Genomic DNA, 23316 nt, shown 5'->3' on the forward strand with positions numbered 1-23316 from the left:
AATTTCTTCTGCAAAGGAAAACGCAAAAAATGGAAGAATGTTTCTGATGAGCATTTTTTGATTTATGAAGTGATCAATAATAGTATTAATATAGATGGAGATATCTACAAATATTATTCTGATAAAGAAAAATGCACATAATATCTATATTGGATATTAAGAAAATGATTCCTGTACCGGCTGATTGTTATGAAAGAATTGAATTTAATGAGCTTGAGGATATCAGATATAAAGACTTATTTCAAAAAGAATATGCTTTTTGTTTAAAGGTAAAAACAAAGGTCTTGATAAAGGTAGAAAAAATATACCAAAAGCAAAAGAAAACAGGAATTATAAGAAGAGCAAATTGTAATTTTTCAAAGTTAGAAAAAGCAATGTTGGATTGGAAGCAATAGGATAAAGGCAGTTAAAGCGATTTGAAAAGTAAAAAATTCTAATCGTTTTTTTATTGCAATAAAAAGATAGAGTAAATGACATGCTAAAGTTATCTTTTGCTTACAGAAATTTAAAAAATAGAAAGAAATAAAGTTTAATAAATAAATATATAAAAATTTAGTTCATTTTTATCACTATAATGAGGAGGGATAAAATGCCAAGATATGATATAGTAGATTTAAGCAGAACAATCTATCTTGCAAAAGAAGAATTTAAGAAAGATATAAAAAAATATGAGGAATATTTAAAGGTATCAGGCAATAACTATAAGTATCCATATATACATCAAATATCTATATACAATATGGATCCAAAAGCAACAGCCTGTGCAGAATTTGATTATTGGAAAAGTATAGGTAGAAGCGTTAAAAGAGGCGAAAAAGGAATACCACTTTTAGATATAGATAGTGGAAGGATAAAATATATATTCGACATAAGGCAAACAGTAAGTATTAATCATAATATTTCTGAGGTAAAGTTATGGAAATATGATAGCAAAAAGCATTTAAACTTACTAGATGAAATGATAGATAAGTTTAAAGAAAAAGATAGTAAGCTTCTATTAAGCCAAGAAGATAAAATTGCTGCCTTAGTAGAAAGTAATGTTAGAGGAAAATTCAATAAAATTTTGGAAAGTCTATCTGATGAAAGTTTAAAAAGCATTCAAAAGGTAGACCTTTTTAATTTGTTAAAAGAATCCGTAAAAATTTCCATAAGCGAGAGAATGGAGGTCTCATATCAGCTAAAAGAAGAAAACTTATCTTTACTTTCTAAAATATCAAGTTCGGACATAGACAAAGTATTAAGTATAAGTGCTAATATAAGTAAAAATATCTTACTTGATTTGGGAAGTGAAATAAAAAGATTAGAAATTTTAGAGAAAATTCAAGAAAGAAAAGATTTGGAGCAGACAAAAGAGCTTAAGGAGCGTTATAATAAATTAAGTTCTGATATAAACGGTGAAATAAATTTTAAAGGAGGCTTGGAAGATGAAAGAGAAATTAACATTGGCAGGCAAGGAATACCTCATGGAGGAGGGGATTTACACACCAATCGTCAAGGAGAATTCCTTCGAGAGACAGGGAGGGACATACAAGATGGAAGAATTGGAGGAAGGCATGGAAGTCCTAATACCCAATATGGCAATTCCCAAGGAAATAGATTTAAAGAAACTCAACAGATGGGGAAGGATGAGATTGAACTTTCTCAAGGAGAACAAAGAAGAGGATTATCAGATAATGTATTTGCAAGGGATATTAATGGATCATCTTCTATCAAAGGAAAAAGAGATAGAGGACTTTATCACGAGGGAAGAAGTCAAAATGATGGAAACTTGGGGGCTGACAGAAGAACTGAAAGAAGAGGACTATCTGAAATATCTGAGATTGAAGAAGAACATGGATATGACCCTGCAAGAAATAGGGGAAAGGGAGATAATCTTAATCTAAAAAATGAGGAAGTAGAGTCTACTTCCTTTTTTTCTGCTAAAAATCAGGGAGAGCAAATATCCTTCTCAAATCCAATAAGTCAAAGAGAAATAGATACATTTTTAATTCATGGAGGAAATCATGAAGATGGAAGATTAGCAGTAATAGCAGAATTTTCTAAGGGTAAATCTTTAGAAGAACAGGCAAACTTTTTGAAAGAAATATATAGGGGAGCCAATGGTCTTGAAATTGAAGGAAGAAAGATATCTGCATGGTTTGGAAAGGAAGGAGCAATTTTTAAAGATGGAGATGAGGCAAGATATAGAGAAGGGCATATAGTTTCTTGGAAAGATTTAGCTAATAATATTAATAATTTATTAGATAGAGGAGAATTTGCTAGCAATGTTGAGATTGTAGAAAGCGCGACATATGAAAGAGAAAAAATAGCAGAAACATTATTGTATTTAAAGAGAGATCTTACTGATGAAACTAAGGATAGATATCTATCGAGTCTTAATGATATAAAAGGAATAGGCTTCCAAGATGAAAAAGAAAATCTCGGGAAAAAACTTGAAGATAAAAATTTTATAAATAAACTCAGAAAAGAATACGAGGTATTTTTAGAAGAATATAAGATTAATCCTGATATTTTAAGATTTCATCATTATAAATTATCTAGAATCTATAATGATATCAATGATTTAGAAATAGAAAGAAAATTATATAGGTCAAATTTAAAGGATATTGCACCTATTCAGAGTTTTATAACACAAGATGAAATAGATGAAAGCCTAAAAAGAGGAAGCGGGTTTTCTGATGGAAAGAAAAGAATATATGAATTTTTTACTGAAAAGCATGATTTAAAAGAACAAGCAGATTTCTTGAAAAATGAATATGGCGTAGGTGGAAGTTCTCATGCACTATCTGCTGCAAGAGAAAGTGGTGAGTGGCACGATGCGAAGGGAATAAAATATAATAAAGGTAATGCAAAAGAAATACTACTATCTTGGTCTAATGTTGCAAGAAGAATTAATGACCTTATTAAAAAGAATAGATATATAGATGAAGAAAGTTTTGAAGAAAATAGGGAGAAAAAAACAGATCAGCAAATAAATAAAACAGAAAAAGAAAGCCAGGAGTATATAAATTATCAAGATGATTTGCCTCCAACTGATAATGATGTATATATAGAAAGAACAAATAATAGTTCTATATATTATTATCAAGGACAGTCTGTAGCAAGTATAGGTGATGATGGAAAACTTATCATTTATGATGAATTTATACCAAACTTTTTAAAAGAAGATATATATTCCATAGCCTTTGAAAAACAATTAGATATACCATTAGACCAGTTAGACGATGGAATTATTCTTGAGGGAATACATGACACTTTTTATATTAAAGAAAAGGAAGAAATAGAAGGAAGAGAATATTACCTTTTAGAAAGTCAAAGTCAATATGATGATATTCCAAATATTATAGTTAATTCTAACAAAGAAGTTATAGATGATGATATAGTAAATGGTTTTGAAGAATTTAAGGAATTTTATCCTAATAAAAATAAAGAGAATATAGGTTTTGATTTAGATAGCCATATAAAAGATGATTATTGGATAATTGAGTTTAATGAGGGTTCGAGTCTAATAGAAAAAGATTATACAGGACAAAGGCTGACCAAAGAACTATTAGATGAAATAAGAGAAATAGATGAAAAGATAAGACTTCATAATAAGACCTTAGGAGAAGATGAATATGGGCAGATGACTGATAAGTGGGAGGGGTATTCCAAATTCTATTTTGACCATATAGTAGATGGAAAAATTGTTGATCACTATAAGATAGACATAGGTGATGGAAATGAGATCAACCAAAGAGATTTTGAATTTCTTTATGAACAAATAGGAAAAAGTCAGATAGAACTTAATCAAACTATAGAAGAAAATAAGATAGATGAAAAAATAATTTCCATAGACCAAATTGAAGATAGAATTTTTGATGTATTAGTTAAGGATAAAGTTTTAGAAAATGAAATTATAAAGGCAAGAGAAAACTTAGGAAATAATACCTTAGCAAGTTTTAACTCTGTATTCCAAAGAGAATATGCGAAAATCATGAGAGAAGTTGCCGATAAGCAGGGAAATCTTCCGGATGATATGAAGGCAATAGATAAGGTTAAAGAATTAAGTCTTAGAACCCAAAATAGATATAGACAGTATTTAAATAATTCACTTGAAAACAATATAGAAGATGATAAGGAGATACTCTCTATAAAAGTGGGAGATATAGTTAGAACAGAGGATAATAAATATTTAAAAATAAAAGATATTTCCAGTGGATATGATAATAACCATAATCCAATAACATATTATTCATATGATGCCTATTTTGATAAGGACTTAAAACTATTCTCACATTCCTTTAAAGAAAGCGATTTAAAAGCTTTAGAAGTATTAAGAAATGAAGTAGAAGAAAAATTAACAAAAGAGATTGTAGAAGATAAATTAGCAGTAAAAGTAGGATATTATTATGCTTTAGTAGATAAAGAGAAAACAAAGGATATAGAACTAGAAGAAACAGGAATTAGAGTTTATCCAAGAAAGGAAAACTCACAAGGAAAGATCTATACTTTATATAAAGGGAAATCTTTTGAAGATAGCAGAAAAATAGACAATTTGTTTGATGAAATTACTGCCAAAATGAAAGAAGTAAACCTTACAAATTTAAATGATGTATTAGAATTCGAAAGGGAAGGTTTATTTGAAATTACTGATGATAAAGTTACAAAATTTGAGGAAGGCTATGATATAGATGTTCAAAGCTTTAATCAGCAATTTCCAGATTATTATAATGATATATATGTTTTTAATAAAAATCTTGAAATCAGTGGAGCATATCAAAATTTAGCACATATAAATGAAGAAAATAAAATTACTTTTAATATAAATTTATCGCAAGAAGAAAAATCCAAAATTGAAGAAATAAGAGATAAGAAACAAGTTCTTTCCAAGTTAATAGATAAGGATATCAAAGAAAAAAGGGAATACTATTTTGATCCTCAAAATGAAGAATACTTACTACTGTCAAAGAAAATAGAAGATGGATTATTAAAAAAACCAGAAAATATTATAGATGGAAAAGAAGGGTATAAGGTAGAGCTAATCTTAGATGTTAAGGGGAAATCTCTTAAACAAAATTTACGATACAATGGGTATATTTTAAATTCTAATCAAGCTATAAAATATAAAAGTTATAAGGACATATTAAGTAACTTACCTTATTTACTTGATGACAAACATAGAGAAGTGCTTTTAAATGGATATTTAAATCAGCAAATAGAAAATGATAGAACAAGGCAAGAAGAAAATCCATTTAAAGAAGGTATGAGTGTTAGATACAAAGGAAAAGAATACACTATAACCACCATTAACGATAATACAAGTCCTAAAACTATAGAACTAGAAGATAGCACAGGACTAATGAATGGTTTTATTACAGGAAGTGAAATAATTCTTTTTAATGATTACAAAAATCTTGATTTAGAAGTATATAAATCTAGTGAAAAAGAAAAACAATCTATTGATAAAGGGGAACTAGTAGAACAAATCAGCTTTGAAGATATTGACAATAATAACGAAGAAGAAGAAGTTAAAAAAGACAAAAAGACTGATAGAGAAAATATAGAAGGGGTTTCTGAAGTTTCTTTAGAAAACTATAAAATTATTAATGAAGAAGAAAACCTACCACCTTCACAGAGATTAAAAAACAACATTGAAGCTATAAATGTCTTAAAGGCTTTAGAAAAAGAAAATAGAAGTGCAAGAAAAGATGAACAGGAAATTTTGTCAAAATATATCGGCTGGGGAGGACTTTCTGATATATTTGATGAAGAAAAGGAAGGTCAATGGCTTGATGCAAGAAACTTTTTAAAAGAAAATCTAACTGGGGAAGAATATAATAGGGCAAGAGAATCAACCTTAACAGCTTTTTATACACCGAAAGTAGTTATAGACGCTATCTATGAAAGTCTTTCTAATCTTGGATTTGAAAAAGGAAATATATTAGAACCAAGTGCTGGGACAGGGAGATTTATAGGAAATCTACCTGAAGAAATGAAAGAGTCAAACTTTTATGGAGTTGAATTAGATAGCATTAGTGGACAAATTGCCAAAGAACTTTACCCTAATGCCAATATACAAATAAAAGGATTTGAAGAAACCAATTTTTCTAATAACCTATTTGATGTGGCCATAGGAAATATTCCTTTTGGAGAATTTAAAGTAGCAGATCGTGAGTATGAAAGAAATAACTTTCTAATTCACGATTATTTTTTTGCTAAAACTTTAGATAAGGTTAGGGATGGAGGCATCATTGCTTTTATAACATCTTCAGGAACAATGGATAAAAAAAGTGAAGATATTAGAAGATATATATCGGAAAGGGCAGAGTTCTTAGGAGCAATAAGACTACCAAATACTACATTTAAAGGGGTAGCTGGAACAGAAGTAACTTCAGATATAATCTTTTTAAAAAAGAGAGATAGGCTATTAAAGATAGATGAAGACTGGATAAAGCTAGACAAAGATACAAAAGGACTAATATATAATAAATACTTTGTAGATAATCCTCAGATGGTAATAGGGACTATGGAAGAAATACCGTCAAGATTTGGGACAAGCCTTGCATGTATTGAAAATAAAGATATTTCTTTAGAAGAAGGACTAAAAAAAGCCATTAAAAATATTCAAGGTAGGTATGAAGAAGCTCAAATAAATGATGATTTAGGAGAAGAAATAATACCAGCTGATGATAGTGTTAAAAACTATTCTTTTGCTTTAGTGGATGATGAAATATATTTTAGAGAAAATTCAATTATGCAAAGAATATCCTTAAACCAAAAGGATAAAGATAAGGTAAAAGAATATTTAAGATTAAATGAAAGTCTAAGGAAAGTTATAACCTATCAAAGAGAAGACTATTCAGATGAAGAGATAAAAAAAGAACAAGAAAATCTAAATAAATTCTACGATGATTTCAATAGCAAACATGGAAGACTAAATTCAAAAAACAATAAAAAGTTATTTAGAGAAGATGCCAATTTTTCTTTAATTTCAACTTTGGAAAAATTAGATAAAGAAGGCAACTTTATAGGAAAATCTGACATCTTTAACAAGAGAACTATAAAAAAAGCTGTAATAATAGATCATACAGATAGGGCAATAGATGCTCTGGTACTCTCTATTAGTCAAAAAGGTAAAATAAATTTTGATTATATGGAAGAATTGACAGGAAAAACAAGAGATAAATTAATAGAAGAATTAAAGGGAGAAATATTTTTAAATTTAGATTCCTTTGAACCTAATGATATAAATCCATTTAAGTCTGCTAATGAGCTAGGAGATTTTTCAAGACCTTACGTAAGTGCTGATGAATACTTGTCAGGAAATATAAGAGATAAAATTGAAGTTGTAGACTCTTATATCAAAAACATCGAAAAAGAGTTAGGAAAGGAAGAAAATCTAGAGGATAGTAAACTCTTAAAAAAAGAATTAGAAGAGTTACATTTTCAAAAAGCAAAGCTAGTGGAAGTAATGCCTAAAGCACTAGATGCAAGTGAGATTACAGTTAGAATGGGTGCAACATGGATACCGGAACAAGATTACAAAAAATTTATGTTTGATTTGTTGAAAACACCAGTTTCATCAAGGTGGAATATAGATATTAAGTATTCTGACTTTACAGGAGAATATAGAGTTGAAGGAAAAAGCTCTGATAGGGACAATGACCTTGCTTCTTTTACCTATGGTACAAATAGGGTAAATGCCTACAAATTGATAGAAGATACTTTAAATTTAAGAGATACTAAGGTATTTGACCAAGTAGAAGACAGTGATGGAAAGAAAAAATCTGTGCTTAATCAAAAAGAAACAATGCTTGCAAGAAGCAAGCAAGAGATGATAAAAGAAGAATTTAAAAGCTGGATATTTGATGATGTGGAAAGAAGAAATAGATTAGTAGAAGATTATAACGAAAGATTTAATTCCATAAGACAAAGGGAATATGATGGATCTAATCTTACTTTTGAAGGAATGAATCCTGAAATAGAATTAAGAGCACATCAAAAAGATGCCATAGCAAGAGGTTTGTTTGGTGGAAATACTTTACTTGCCCATGAAGTAGGAGCAGGAAAAACCTTTGAAATGATAGGTATAGCCATGGAGTCAAAAAGACTTGGTATGAGTAATAAGTCAATGTTTGTTGTTCCTAACCACATTGTAGAGCAATTTGGAAGAGAATTTAATGAACTTTATCCAGGAGCTAATGTATTATGTGCTACAGAAAAAGATTTTACACCAGATAGACGAAAAAGATTTTGTAGTCGTATTGCTACAGGAAGTTTTGATGCTGTTATTATAGGGCACAGTCAATTTGAAAAAATTCCTATATCAAAAGAAAGACAAGAATATGAATTGCAAGGTCAAATTGATGAAATCATTGACTATATAGATGAATATAAAAGAGAAAGGGATCAAAGATTTACTGTAAAGCAATTAGAAAAAACAAAGAAAAAATTAGAGACAAAGTTAGAAAAACTAAATGCTGATTATAAGAAAGATGACGTTGTAACCTTTGAGGAACTGGGAGTAGATAAGTTATTTGTAGATGAAGCCCACGCATACAAAAACCTCTATCTATTTTCTAAAATGAGGAATGTAGCAGGAATTACTTCTACAGATTCACAAAAATCATCAGATATGCTTATGAAATGCCGCTATATGGATGAAATAACTAATAATAAAGGATTAGTATTTGCTACAGGTACACCAGTAAGTAACAGTATGGCTGAACTTTATACCATGCAGAGATATTTACAGTATGATGAATTAAAAAAGATGAAATTGCAACATTTCGATTCTTGGGCGTCTACTTTTGGAGAAACAATAACGGCAATAGAATTAAATCCTGAGGGTAATGGTTATAGGAGCAAAACCAGATTTGCAAAATTTTATAATCTTCCTGAACTTATGAATACTGTAAAAGGATTTATGGATATTAAAACAGCTGATGTTTTAAATCTTCCTACACCAATTGCCCATTATGAAACTATAAAAACAAAGCCTACCGAAGAACAAAAAGAAATTCTTGAAACTTTTTCCGAGAGAGCAGATAAGGTTCGTGATAAGCAGGTAGATTCAAGTGTTGATAATATGCTATTAATAACAAATGATGGGAAGAAGATGGCGTTAGATCAAAGATTAATCAATCCTTTACTTCCTGATGATCCTAAGAGTAAGGTGAATACCTGTATAAAAAATGTATTTAGCATTTGGGATAAATATAAAGATAAAAAATCTGCTCAATTAATATTTTGCGATATGTCTACACCAAGTAATGATTTTAATATATATGATGATATTAAAACAAAACTTATAGATATGGGAGTACCTGAAAATGAAATAGAATTTATTCATAAGGCAAAAAACAATATGGAAAAAGACGCTATCTTTGATAAGGTAAGAAAGGGAGAAATAAGAGTCTTACTTGGTTCAACACAGAAAATGGGAGCAGGTACTAATGCCCAAGACAAACTAATTGCAATTCACGATCTTGATATACCATGGAGACCTGCTGATCTTTCTCAAAGGGCAGGCAGGATTGTGAGGCAGGGAAATGAGAATAAGGAAGTCCATATATTTAGATATGTAACAGAAAATACTTTTGATGCCTACCTATTCCAAACCTTAGAGAATAAACAAAAATATATTTCCCAAATTATGACTTCAAAGACACCAGTAAGAGTAGCAGAAGATGTAGACGAAGCCACATTAAATTATGCTGAAATTAAAGCTCTTGCTACAGGAAACCCATTAATAAAGGAGAAAATGGATCTTGATGTTGAAGTATCTAAACTTAAAATGCTAGAGTCCAATTTTAAATCAAATCTTTACAAGCTGGAAGATAAAGTAGTTAAATTTTATCCAAAGGAAATAGAAAGATTAAAAGAGAGGATAAACGAATTAAAGAATGATATTGAAAGTGTTGAGCCTTATAGGTTTATAGATAAAAATACAAAAGAAGATAATAAATTTACTTCACTAACCATTGATGGTAAGAAATATACAGATAAGAAAATGGCTGGAGAGTTTTTGTTGAACAAAATTAAGGGAGTTAAAATATATAGGGAAATGGATAAAGATGGAGAAAAAATAGGTGAATATAGAAATTTTGATTTATCCATAAAATATGATTCTTTTTTCAATAAATATAACTTTATATTAAAAGGTAAGGGAGAATATAGAGGAGAGTTTGGAACAGATGGAATAGGTAATATAACAAGAATGGATAATGTATTAGATAAATTACCAGAAAGATTAGAAAATACAATTTCAAAACTAAAAGATACAGAAGAGCAATTTCAAACAGCCAAAATTGAAATACAAAAGACATTTCCACAAGCTGAACTTTTAAAGGATAAGACACTAAGACTTGCAGAAGTAAATAATTTACTAGATATGGGAAAAAGTGAAGATATAAGCCAAGATAATCCATTACTAGAAGAAGTAAAGGAAGAATTGATAGACTTCCTTAACAGAGAATATGATGAAGAAAACAGGTTAGAGGACTTTGATACTATATTTCCTGACTTAACAGATATAGGAATAGCTTATACAACTACACCAGATGAAAAACATGAAATACAAGTAAGTTTAGATTTAATAAATTACAAGATGAACACCTATGTAGATAAGAACCTAATTGACAGCTTTCAATACACCTATGATCCCTTAGATGCAAGTGATTTAAAAGAGCTAGTACAGATAAAGACATCTATTGGCTTTTGGAATTTTAGTGAGCTTGTATCAGTAAATGAAGAAAAACTGAGAGAAGTAATGGGACTTGAAATAGATGATGATGGCAACTTCTATGATCCATTATCTAAAGATATGGATTTAGATGGAATAATAGATAGAAATGATGCTGACTTTAGAGATAGTAAAGTGCAGGAAATAGGAGATTTTGAAAGGAAAGAAAAAACATCTATTATGGATAAATTAAAGGAATATAAGGGAAATTTAGCAGTAAATAATAATATAAAAGAAATAAATAATAGTGAACCATGTGGCAGATAAAACTTTTAATGAGATTATTAGAGGAAAAAGAATATGGAATTTGATAGAGATAGATTTAATGAATTTATTCGAGAAAATTTTTCTTTTGATGGTAATACTCAGAGAATAATCAACAATATAGTTGAATATGGAATTAAAAATTTTGCCGATTCAGAAGATAAATTAGTTGGATTTATCCAGACTACAATTGATGATCCAACAGTTGAAGAAATAAAACAATTTATTATTAGTGACGGAAAGGAAGAAGAAATAAAAGATTTAACAGATAAGAAAGATAAAAATAGAAATGGAGGAATAAAAATGAATATAAAAAAGGGAAATGTAATTAAAACTGAATTTGGAGACACTATGGTATTGGATGTGAAAGATAATCAAGCTACCTTATTTGACGGAAAGCAATTTATTTTAGCCACAGGAGTAGAGTTTAACAAAGAAAGTGGAAAGTATGAATGGGATTCTGTTAGATACGCAAGTGATATAAAAACAATAGCAAATATGGAAAATACAAATTTTGAAAGCATGAAAAATACAATAGATTTTTTAGCAGAATATAATCATAAAGAATTTGTAAAAGGTATTATATCTCTTGAAACAGGAGTAGAAAATGATAATGTTCTTAATAATGCCTATGATAATTATATGAACGATTCAGTTATGGGTCTTATTGATGAAAAGTTTATTGAATATATAGACGAAGAAGAGTTAAAAGAAAATTTAGAAGCTAATCAAGAACAAGGAGATAAAGAGATGAAAGATATTGATAATAAAGAAAAGGATACATTAAATATAGATGGAAATATAGCAACTGATATAGAAATTAAAGATTTAAAATCAAAAGATGGGAGGGACTTTAAAGTAGCCTCCTTTTCTATTGCTGAAAATGACAAGGAAGGAAATGCAAAATTCATCAGCTGCTACGCCTATAATGACAAAATCAATCAAGTAAAAAATTTGAAAAAAGGAGATTTTGTACACCTATTTGGCAAAGAAAAGAAAAGTATGGGAAAGGATAATAAGGAATACACAAATCTAAAAGTATACTCTGCAAAGTTATTAAAAGCTAAAGAGCATACTAAAGCAAAAGCATCAACACTAGGAAAATTAAAGGAATTTAAGACTAAAGGGGATATGAAAGTGGATGAAAAGAAGAAAAAGGATAATAGCATAGAAAGGTAAAAGATTATAGGGGGCAGGTTTTAGGATTGCCTTTATTTTTTTGATAAGTTTGCAATATCGGTTATACATTAATATTCTTAATATAATAATGTATAAACATAACAACAAGTTTAAATCAAAAAACTATTAGTAGATAATTAAAATTAATCAGCAATGATCATTAATTTTCATATATGTAATTTTATTTTTGCAATTGATATTAATATATATGATAAAATTTCAAAGTTTTGCGAAATTACGTAAACTTAACAGAATTAGAAAATTGTCCTTGAAATAAACTTTTAGAAGAATCGATTATTCAATATCGTAAATATAGAAAAATAAGACAAAAGTAAGCTGACAAAAATAAGATTAAATAATATTATAAAGACAGTACAACAAAAGTTGTATTTGCGTTGTTTACTAAGATTTAGAAAGGAGAACTTTTATGAAATCAGTTAATGAAGTGAAACTTTGGACGGAAGTTGAAATTGAAGAGCTTGAAGAAAGAGAAGAATATATTTCTTGTTTGTGTTGTTGGAGAATTTAGTATAATTTAACGTTTTTAGCTTTAAAGTTGTGAAACTTAATTAGTGAACAACGCAAAAAAATATGGCGGTGTTGTTATTATTAATGGCATCGCCATAATACTACACATTAGGAGGACTAAACATGGCTATATTAACAAAATATATTTCGTTTTATAATATTAACGAAGAAAATGAATTGATGGTGAATGCACTTTCTGGTGCTATTGATATTATAGATTCGGAAACGAAATCTATAATTCATAAGTTTAGTGAACAAGATAACATTAAAGCTTTGAATGCTAGAGAAAAAAATATATATGATTCTTTGAAGAAAAGAGGATATATATTTGAAGATAGAAATCATGAGTTAAATGAGATGAAACGACAAATGAAAATTCATGAATATTTATGTGATATATCTGTGATTCATGTTATTTGTCCTACTATGTTTTGTAATATGAATTGTGTATATTGTTTTGAACCTTCTAAGGTTAGAAATCAACAAAAAGTTATTAGTGATAATCAATGTCAGTCTATTTGTGATTTTATATATAAAGTAAAAGAGAATAAACCAAATATAAAGCATCGAATTCAATTATTCGGGGGAGAACCTATTCTTCCTATTACCAAAGATATAAATATTAAAATTTTGTCGTTTGCTGAAAAAAATAATATTCCAGTTAGTATAATAACAAATGGAAGTCATGTGGAAAACTACATAAATATTTTTAAAAGATTTGAAAATACGATAGATTCCGTACAGATAACTATTGACGGAATTAAATTAATTCATGATTCTAGAAGAGTTTATAAAAATGGTAAAGGAACATTTGACGATATAGTTAATGGATTGGATTTATTAGTAAATACTAAAATAAGGCAAATAAATTTAAGAGTTAATATAAATCAGTATAATATTAACTACTTAAAAGAGCTTGAAGATTTTTTAAAATCAAAAAAATGGATAGATAGCCCTAATTTTAGATTCGATTTAGCACCTGTGACAGATCATACTGCAGATAATGCTGTGGACACAATATCGGAAGATGAGATTATAAAAAAATTAAATGAAAAGTTTCCAAATTATATGGAAAATAGATTATCAATGTTTAGAGTAATATCTCATATAATGAGAGGAACTTCTGAGAATGCAAAAAAAGATTTTGCAAAATACACGTATTGTGAAGCTAATAGAGGACAATATTATGTGTATGATCCAGAGGGTAACATATATGCGTGTCCTGAAGCAATAGGAAATCCCCAATATGCTATAGGATTTTATAACGATGAAAGAGTTAGTCTTAATAAAGAGGCATATTCAATATGGAGTAATAGATGTATATTGAACATTGATAGATGTTTGGATTGTGAAATTGCTCCGTTCTGTGGCGGTGGGTGTGCCTACGCAGCTATAAAAAATAATGGTGATATTAATGACCCTTATTGTAATAATGCTAAAGAAGTTTTAAGAGAATATATAAATTCGATTAAGTATAAATTTTTAGAGATGTAAATATGGTAGAAAATTTAAAGACTAATCATTACGTTAAAGAATATCTAGATGATGGAAGACTACTACTTAGTTTTGATAACGGGAAAAGGGTAAGAGTTACGCCAATTGTAGAAGAAATAATTAAAAAATTTGATGGTACAAAAAGCATAAATAAAGTAAAAAATGAATTAAATAATGAAGGATTTGAGATATCAGAATCAGAATTAGAAGATTTAATAAATAATAGATTAATAATGACTGGGGTATTTAGCGAATATAATGAAAGTAGTCAATATAAATTTTGGTTTCATTTACCAATAATAGATGGTGATAAACTAAAAATGATATTACCTGGATTTATATTTAAACCAACACTTATAATAATTTTGAGTATAATTTATTGTGTAATATCTCTAAAATATATAAAGGAATTTAATTGGATATATTTTATTAACGGAATAAACAGTATTAATTATTTTCTATTTTTTATATCATTTGGTTTAATCTTCGTAGTTCATGAACTAGGACATATATATTCATCTAAGTCACTTGATTGTAAAGTTGGTAATATTGGTATAGGAGTATATATGTTTAGACCTGTTATGTATGTTAACCTAAGTGATTCATGGAAATTAAGTAATAAAAAAAGGTTAATCATAGATTTTGCTGGGATTTATTTACAAATGCTTGTTGGATTATTTATGTATTTTTTTTCGGCGGTAATGATCCGAAATAACACTATGGATGCTCTAATTATATTTAACTTAATTCTTATAATATTTAATTTGAATCCATTTTTAAGATTAGATGGATATTGGATTTTGTCAGATTTTATTGATGAACCGAATATTCATGGTAGATCCATGAAATTATTAAATTATATTTATAATGAAAAAATATATAATAAAAGGAAAGCATATACAATGGAAAGTAGCAAGTGTGTGAAAGTTTATTCTTTGATGTATGCATTAGTGAATTTGATAATAATAATTTTTGGGATTATTAGAGTATTAGAAGTGGTTTTTGGAAAGAGAAATTTACTAGAATCAATTCGTTTACTTTTTTATGGAGAATTGTTTCTATTTCAAAGAATCAAAATTGGAGCAAATTTAATTATAGATATAATATCTTTAGTTTACATATCTTTATTGTTTGTTAAAATCATAAAAAAATATAAAAAATAGTTAGAACATGGGGGGCCTATATGAATGTAAATAAAAATAAGCAAGTTATTATATATTACTTTACTGCTTTAATATCAGGGTTTTGTATAATGGGAATTGAAACAAGTGCGACAAGAATATTATCTCCTTATTTTGGCTCAACAACTCTAATTTGGTTAATTGAAATTAGCTTAATAATGATTTGTATAGGAATTGGGAATTATTTTGGGGGTAAACGTGCAGATAAATTAGTAAAAACAAGAACTTGTGAGGAAAGGATTGTTAAAAATTTATTAATATCTTTTTTGTTCATATGTACGGTACCACTAACGTCTAAAATAGTTATAATGGGGTCAATAATATTGGCTTCTGAAGTGCAATTAGGGAATATAATTATGATATCTTCTATTATTTGCAGCATAGTATTATTTAGTGTTCCATTAATTTTTATGGGGACAATCTCTCCACTGCTAGCAAAAATAAGTATAACTTCTTTAGATGAAACTGGAAATGTAATGGGAAATTTATATTTATTCAACATATTTGGATCTGTGTTAGGAACAATGATACCAACTATATTAGTAATCCCCAAAATAGGCGTAAAAAGATCTTTTCTATTATTTGGAGCGGTACTAGCCATTATTTTGATATTATATAGCAAAAAAATAAAAAAGAACTTTTTATTAAATTCAATTATTTGTGTTTTATGGCTTTGTATGTCGTTATATTTATCAACAACAAGTCTAGCCTTTGATAAGCCTGTGCACGAAGAAGAGTCAGAATATAATTATATTAATGTATCACAAAATGATGATGGAAAATTAGCTTTAAAAACAAATGTATTTTTTGGCGCACAGTCAATAAAAGTTGATAAGAATAAAAAGAAATCAGGATATTATTATGACGAATTTGTTAAGATTAATAATTTACTTGATGATAAAGTCAAGCATAAAATCTTAATTATTGGTTATGGAACGGGAACTATGTCTACTTTGTTGCATAAAAATTTTGATAATTTTGAAGTTACAGGGATAGAAATAGATAGAAATATTGTCAACTTAAGAGAGCTTTATTTTAATAAAAGTGATGATAAAATTATAATTTCTGACGGAAGGAATTATTTAAATAGTACAGATGAAATGTATGATTTAATAATACTTGATGTTTATCAGAATATATCTATGCCAATAAACCTAACTACTAGAGAATTTTTTGAGGATTGTAAAGCGCATCTTAATAGAAATGGAATTATTGCATTGAATATAGGTTTAGGAAATAGCCTGAATTCTAATCTTGTGCTTGCCTTAAGTGGTACTTTGAAATGTGTTTGCCCTAATGTTTATAAATATAAAACCAAAAGTGACAATAATGTTATTGTATATGGTTCAGAAAAGAATTTAGAATTATCGTTAAAAGAGCAAAACAAAAACCATCTTAAAGATGAGACTAAAAAGTTGTTTAAAGATTCTCAAAAAGTTGAAGATGTAAATAATATTTTATCTGATGATATTAATAATATTGAGAAACTTCAAGATGAAGAATTTAATAAAATAGTGAAAAATCAAATGAAGATTAGAAAGGATTGAGCGTAAATGGATGTAATTCAATTAGAAAATATTTCTAAAAAGTATAAAGAGACTATCGCTCTAGAGAATATAGATTTAAAAATAGAAAGCAATAGAATTTATGGTTTGATAGGAGTAAATGGAGCTGGGAAATCTACTTTAGTTAAAATAATTACTGGAAATATTTTTCCTACAAAAGGTTCTATAAAATTATTTAATAAATCTTTTTCAAAAGAACTGATAAAGAGTAGAGAACATATCAGTGCAACGATTGAAACTCCAAGTTTTTACTCCGGATTGACTGCAGAAGAAAATATAAGATTAGCTTGTATTGAACTTGGGATTGAATTTGGAATGGAGCAAAAGGAAATATTCCAACAACTAGAAATAATGGATAGCTTAAAAAAGAAAGCTAAAAATTTATCGCTAGGAACGAAGCAAAAACTTGGATTAGGAATAGCTTTTTTGAAAAATCCTGATTTATTGATTTTAGATGAGCCAACAAACGGAATCGATCCAATATCCGTATCAAAGCTAAGAAGAATTTTTAGAGATTTCATAGAAAAAGAAAATAAGACAATATTAATATCTAGCCACATATTAACAGAATTGTATGAGATAGCCACAGATTTCATATTTATTGATAAGGGGAAAATAATACAGGTGGTTTCAAAAACAGAATTAACGAAAGATTTAGGCACATCTGTTATAGGATATAGAGAAAATATCGAGGAAGTTTATAATATATTGAAAATAGCATGCCCTGAAAGAGAATATAGATTAAAAAATAATACTTTAGAGGTTCGAGGCATATATTCAAAAGATGAAGAGCTAGAAATTATAAAAAAATTAAGACTAAATAACTGTAAAACAGAAATAAAAAGAGATAATTTAGAAACATATATGATAAAATTAGTGGAGGGAGACAATGAAGAACTTAATTAAATTTAATGCAGAAAGATTGAAGAAAGATAAGTTTTTTTATGTGCTAATTTTAAGTGTAACATTGTTATCAATATTAAGTGGATTTCAAGATACCGTACAGGGAAATATAAGCAGTGGGTATGAAGGTTTTATAAAATCTTATTCAGATATATTTATGTCATTTTTCATTGCGGTTTATTGTGGATATTTTATAGGTAGTGATTTTTCTTCAAAGATTATACAAAGACAGATTTCTTCAGGAATTAGTCGAAAAGACATTGTAATATCAAAATTGATTGTATTGATGATTGCTTCTTTTATAATTGTTAACTTGTATCCAATTATAGTAGGAATAATGGGAAGCTTAAAGTATGGATTTTTACCAATCAAAGACTATAATAATATTCTTGAAATTGTAAGAATAATAATTATTTCTAATTTATGCTTTATGTCTTTAACGAGTATTTATTCTTTATTAGGATTTGCAACCCAAAGTATCGGAGAAACAATAGGGATCTCTTTAGCAATTCCAGTAGTAATATCAATGTTACAGGGAATAATACCTATAGAATTTATAAAAAAAAGTATTACATTTTTTCCGCTATCTCAAATAAAAAATGTAATTATAAATAAAAACTTTATAGACGGAACTCTTAGACCTACAACTATATCCCTAATAGTCTTTTTTATTATGATTACAATAACAATATTAATATTTAGAAAGTCAGATATTAATTAAAAATAACATGATAAATGGAAGGTACTGTATATGATAAATAGAAAAAGTGTATTATTAGTTTTATGTATAATAGTTCAAGGTGTGATTAGTTATTTCGTCCTTAGTCATTTGGGAAATAATAGCATTAATAATATACAACTATTCTCTTTGTGTTTATTTACAGTATACGGATACATAAGCTATAAAATTTTGGTATTAGATAGAGTTAAGGAGACGATTAAAAATTTTATAATAGCTACTTTATGTATTAATATTTTTGTAGTAGTTGACGTTTTTGATTTTTTAAAAAGTAATATGTACACAACATTTAAGCTAATAACGGTGTTTGTAATTACAGCAAATTTACTCAAAGTCGTTAGTGCATATTTAATAGATATAAAAATACTTAATAAGATTATTATATTTTTTACAATTTTAGCTATATTGTTTGAGTCACTTGATTTAGGGTATGCAGAGATAATAAATTATATTTTGTATGTAATTATAACATTTGGTCCTTTTGTTATGGCATACAAGAAACGAAAGATATTATTTGAGTTTGGTGCAAAAATATATGGGGTAACATTTTTATTTATTGCCTCAATATTTATATATATATTTAGCGGAATATTTATAAATAACGCTAAGTTAGAAAAGCTGGAAATATACTTTTTGTTGAATTCAATATATTTGACTACATTATATTTCATACTACTAAAAAAACAAAATTCATCTAAAGTGATAAACAAAAATGAAATGCTCTTGATGATTATAGACTGTATGTTTTTATGTATATTTATAGTATTTGTAAATTTATTTGGACAAGGTCTAAGGAGAGTTATTTATATGGGGATAAGTCTAATAACAATATACAAAGAGAGTATGTTAATGTTTTGCTTTTATTTTGAAAAACAGAAAGATCCAAATGGAGTGATAAGAAATAAAATACAGCAATACAATATAGAAAAGAATTATAACAAAAGAATTTCAAACTTTTTACATGATGATATATTACAAGATATAATAGCTATAAAAATGAATATTCTTTTAGGAGAAAAAGAATTTTTAGATGAGTCAATTAAAACAATAGATAAATTAATTGGAATTACAAGGTCCGAGATTGAATTATATAATCCTACAATTATTTATGATTTACCATTAGCAGACAATTACTATAATTTAATAGAATCTTTAAGGAACAGGTTTAACAAAAATGATATATTAATAGACTTAAATTGTGATAAAGAGTTTTTTGTAAATTATCCATACGATATGGTTATTTATAAGATTTTGCATGAATTATGTATAAATATATACAAACATTCAAAAGGAAATTATTCTGAGATTAATATAAAAACGGATAATAGAGAATTATATATTAGCGTAATCAATCATGAAGATGTATTTGATTATGAAAATATAAAGATAGGGAATGGAAGAGGATTAGAGATTATAAAAGATGAAATTGAAAAATTAGATGGGAAAATATTAATTGATCAGTTTTATGACAAAGTTGAACCATTCATTAAAATTAATGTAACTATACCTATAGAGGAGGAAGTGATCTGTGAAAATATTATTAATAGATGACCATACCATGTTTTCTAATAGTTTAAAATATAGTTTAGAGCGTGAAGAAGAAATAGATATTGTTGATTTGATTGATGATATTTTTAATTTGGGATCAATATTAGAAAAAAAAGAATATGATATTATTTTAATGGATATTAATTTGAGTAAAATGAAGGGCAATAAGGATGGATTAGAAGTTGCTAATGAGATATTAATAAAATATCCAAAACAAAAAATCGTTATGCTAACTGGATATGATTTAATAGGCTTTGAAGAGAAAGCGAAGAAAATAGGTACTAAAGGGTTCATATGCAAAGATGAGAATATCAAAGTTTTAGTAAAGAAATTAAATGATGTAGTAAATGGAGAGTTAATATTTAATGCAAACACTAACTTGAATTATGATTTGACAGAAAGAGAAATTGAAATTATTAATTTGTATTGTTCAGGGCTTACAAGAATGGAAGTCGCAAAGGAATGTAATATTTGTAAAAGTTCATTAGCGACAGCGTTAAATCGCATATACGAAAAATTGGGTGTTAGAAATTATCAAGAGATGGTTCATATTGCAATGAAATATGGATATGTAAAACCTGTATATTTTAAATAATAGAATTAAAAAGTTCTTTATTTAATAGAACTAATATTAAGGCACTCTTAGGAGTGACTGTGTAATATTTTATGTATATAAAAGATTAGAAATAAGATTAAATAAAATATCTAAAGTGTTAAATCGAATAATATCGTTCAGAGAAAGTGCAAGACTCACAAGAAACAATAGAAGATATTTTAGGTGAGACAGTGGAACAAATGTTAAAAGCAGAATTAGACGAGTACTTAGACTATGAATATGGTGAAAAATATTATCTTTAAGTATTAGAAATGGATCAAGCAAGAAATAGTAAAATCGTCCTGTGAAAACATAGATCTAAACATTTCAAAATGAAAGACTTAAAAATAATAGCAATGGAAAACTTTAATAGACAATTATTTAATAGACAATTAAGAGAAGTAACAAAAAACAAAATGATGTTTTTAAATGACCATGTTTTATAAAAAAAGTTTGTATTTAGAAGTGGTGGATGCTTCAAGTAAATGGACAAGCAGAATAAGCGGATTGGGTCAAATACTATCACAATTGATTTTATTTTTGAAGATATAATCTAAAATTTATCCTTATTGGTTAATTGTGCCAAATTAGGTTACAAATATTTGAACCACAGAATTTAGTGATAAAAGTGCATTTTTTTGATTAAGAAAAATAGCAGCTTACAGTCTATTGGGAAGAGCAGGTTTTACAGAACCAATTGAGAGAAAGTCATGGTTACAGTACTTCGTAACCTATTTTCTAAATATCTTAAAAATATATTACTTATATTAACTCATTATTAATATACTTATCTGTATTTTTTCTTAATTGAGTAAGCTCGTAAATCAAGGTGTTCTTATTAGAGTAGTCTTTCATAAGAATATCTTTTTTACTTTTATATTCATCGTAAATATTTGATAATTCTTTTATACTTAAATTTTTATACTTGTTTTTGTCTAAAGTAGTTAATGACTTTTCGTATGTGATAATTTGAGTTCTATATTCTGTATAAAATTCTTTATCTTTAGAGTTTGATTTATAGATTTCATAAATAGATTTATTTATTTGTAAAGTGTTTAAAGCTTCAATTGCAGTATAGATTTCGTTCAAATCTTTTTCTATATTCTTAATTTCATTTAAAGTTTTTTGCCTATTAATGGCTTCTTGTTGAAGTTTATTTTCTAGATCTATATTAGATGTCAGCCCATACTTTCTGAGTTGATTTAAAGTATCAGCCATAGTATTCATATTGTGTTTCTTTGCCCATATTTCATAAGCTTCAGAAGATTGTATCTTTTTATTATTTTTTAAGTCTATTATATTGTCGACTTTTTTATATGTTTTCGTAGAAGAATCAAAATCAATTTTTACTGACTTTTTATTCATATTATTCTCGATTCTTTCCTTTATCTTTTCATTGGTATAATCTTTTCCAAGAGTATTTTCTTTAGCACGAATAAATCGTCCTTTTTCTCCTTGTTCTTTATGACGAAAAGATAAGTACTTGCCTAATTTGATTTCGTATCCATATTCTTCCATAGTTTTTAAAAAGTTATCATAGCTATTAGACTTTTGAATAGCATGATCAATAGATATTTGAAGTCTATATTTCCAAGATGTCCCTTTTTTAAATTCCATATATTCCTTATATGATTTCCCATTAGTTTTATATTTATTTTTAAACTTCATATAGTCTTCATCTATAACAGATAACTTATATTTTCTACACAAGTCATCACTATAATTTCTAATTTGATGGTAAGATTTTTTATTGCTTTGATAGGCTTTACCTGTATCAAAAGAAACATTATTAAATAGAATATGGTTATGAATATGCTCCTTATCTACATGGGTTGTTATTACGTATTCATATTTTCCTTGTAGTACCTTCTCACATAATTCAATTCCAATTTTGTGTGCTTCTTCAGGTGTAGTTTCTCCAGGTGCAAAAGCTTGAATTAAATGTCTTGCTAAAACTTTTGCTTTAGAATTACATTCTATTTTTGTTTGTTCAAATTCTAAATGAGCAGTTATAGGGTTACAGTTTAGGGAGGAAATTAGAATTTTTTCATCTGTTTTATCACTATTCATAATGTAATCAAGTGCTACTTTTAAAGTGGATTTTATAGGATGAATTTTAGTAATTGCCATTATTCTTTCTCAGTATTTATGCTATTAGAATTAGTAAGAGAGTATATTTTTTTACGCATAGAGAAAATATCTTTTGCTTGATTTTCTAATAAGCTTTTTAAATCTTCTACATCATCTTTATATATAATTGATGTAGTATTTACCCTTTTAGCAATTTGATTTATATTATTTGAAGTACGACTTATATTTGTTGACATTTCACGAAAGACATCCATATCTAATACATAAATATCTTTTTCTAAAATACATTTCATAATAAATTGCCTAAGAGTTTTGCACTTAGATGCTTTATGTTTTTCATTTAGCAATTCTAACTCCTCGTCAGATAACATTAAATAAATTCCGTTATTTCTAAATCTACTTGTCATAATTTAACCTCCTCGTATATTGTAGTTGTAATAATAAATACTACATTTTGTTCTCAATCCCTCTTTATTATGTGATAATAATTATATAGATAGAGC

At 27.4% G+C, this 23316-nt stretch carries 13 protein-coding genes; 11 read left to right on the top strand and 2 right to left on the bottom strand.

Annotated elements, in window-relative coordinates; translation table 11 throughout:
- Nucleotides 1–149 precede the first annotated feature (149 nt).
- The 11 genes from WMO19_RS09925 to WMO19_RS03430 all read left to right on the top strand — a co-directional run bounded on the left by WMO19_RS09925 (nucleotide 150) and on the right by WMO19_RS03430 (nucleotide 20722).
- Complete coding sequence (locus WMO19_RS09925) at nucleotides 150–395, top strand: type III toxin-antitoxin system ToxN/AbiQ family toxin (protein ID WP_435891044.1); 246 nt, start codon at nucleotides 150–152, stop codon at nucleotides 393–395.
- Between the two features lie 1179 nt (nucleotides 396–1574).
- Nucleotides 1575–1883, top strand: coding sequence for a TnpV protein (locus tag WMO19_RS09895; protein ID WP_353963049.1), 309 nt, complete (start codon nucleotides 1575–1577; stop codon nucleotides 1881–1883).
- Nucleotides 1884–3022: 1139 nt separating this feature from the next.
- Nucleotides 3023–10993 carry an SNF2-related protein gene (locus WMO19_RS03390; protein WP_353963050.1) on the top strand — a complete coding sequence of 2657 codons (7971 nt, stop codon included), beginning with the start codon at nucleotides 3023–3025 and terminating at the stop codon, nucleotides 10991–10993.
- A gap of 33 nt (nucleotides 10994–11026) precedes the next feature.
- The gene (locus tag WMO19_RS03395; protein WP_048949707.1) at nucleotides 11027–12169 is read left to right on the top strand and encodes a single-stranded DNA-binding protein; all 1143 of its coding nucleotides are present in this window, start codon (nucleotides 11027–11029) and stop codon (nucleotides 12167–12169) included.
- A gap of 651 nt (nucleotides 12170–12820) precedes the next feature.
- Complete coding sequence (locus WMO19_RS03400) at nucleotides 12821–14191, top strand: radical SAM/SPASM domain-containing protein (RefSeq protein WP_035111986.1); 1371 nt, start codon at nucleotides 12821–12823, stop codon at nucleotides 14189–14191.
- 2 nt (nucleotides 14192–14193) lie between these two features.
- Nucleotides 14194–15354, top strand: a complete 1161-nt coding sequence (locus WMO19_RS03405; RefSeq protein WP_035111985.1) for a site-2 protease family protein — start codon at nucleotides 14194–14196, stop codon at nucleotides 15352–15354.
- 20 nt (nucleotides 15355–15374) lie between these two features.
- Nucleotides 15375–16919, top strand: a complete 1545-nt coding sequence (locus WMO19_RS03410; RefSeq protein WP_035111984.1) for a spermidine synthase — start codon at nucleotides 15375–15377, stop codon at nucleotides 16917–16919.
- Between the two features lie 6 nt (nucleotides 16920–16925).
- Nucleotides 16926–17843: an ABC transporter ATP-binding protein gene (locus tag WMO19_RS03415; RefSeq protein WP_033647426.1), complete on the top strand. Its 918-nt coding sequence runs from the start codon at nucleotides 16926–16928 to the stop codon at nucleotides 17841–17843.
- Nucleotides 17827–18561, top strand: a complete 735-nt coding sequence (locus WMO19_RS03420; protein ID WP_033647424.1) for an ABC transporter permease — start codon at nucleotides 17827–17829, stop codon at nucleotides 18559–18561. The genes WMO19_RS03415 and WMO19_RS03420 overlap by 17 nt, the downstream gene beginning before the upstream one ends.
- Nucleotides 18562–18591: 30 nt before the next feature.
- Nucleotides 18592–20130 (top strand): histidine kinase, encoded by a 1539-nt coding sequence (locus tag WMO19_RS03425; RefSeq protein ID WP_048949706.1) that lies wholly within the window; start codon nucleotides 18592–18594, stop codon nucleotides 20128–20130.
- Nucleotides 20108–20722 carry a response regulator transcription factor gene (locus tag WMO19_RS03430; protein WP_033647560.1) on the top strand — a complete coding sequence of 205 codons (615 nt, stop codon included), beginning with the start codon at nucleotides 20108–20110 and terminating at the stop codon, nucleotides 20720–20722. Before WMO19_RS03425 ends, WMO19_RS03430 begins: the two co-directional genes overlap by 23 nt.
- Before the next feature lie 762 nt (nucleotides 20723–21484).
- Here the strand turns inward: WMO19_RS03430 and WMO19_RS03435 are convergent.
- Together WMO19_RS03435 and WMO19_RS03440 are read right to left on the bottom strand one after the other, a co-directional pair.
- The gene (locus tag WMO19_RS03435) at nucleotides 21485–22852 is read right to left on the bottom strand and encodes a relaxase/mobilization nuclease domain-containing protein (protein WP_035111980.1); all 1368 of its coding nucleotides are present in this window, start codon (nucleotides 22850–22852) and stop codon (nucleotides 21485–21487) included.
- Nucleotides 22852–23220 (bottom strand): plasmid mobilization protein, encoded by a 369-nt coding sequence (locus WMO19_RS03440; protein WP_033647464.1) that lies wholly within the window; start codon nucleotides 23218–23220, stop codon nucleotides 22852–22854. Before WMO19_RS03440 ends, WMO19_RS03435 begins: the two co-directional genes overlap by 1 nt.
- Nucleotides 23221–23316: the final 96 nt, after the last annotated feature.

Source organism: Peptoniphilus hominis (ex Hitch et al. 2025), from assembly GCF_040096015.1.
Classification (GTDB): domain Bacteria; phylum Bacillota; class Clostridia; order Tissierellales; family Peptoniphilaceae; genus Peptoniphilus_A; species Peptoniphilus_A hominis.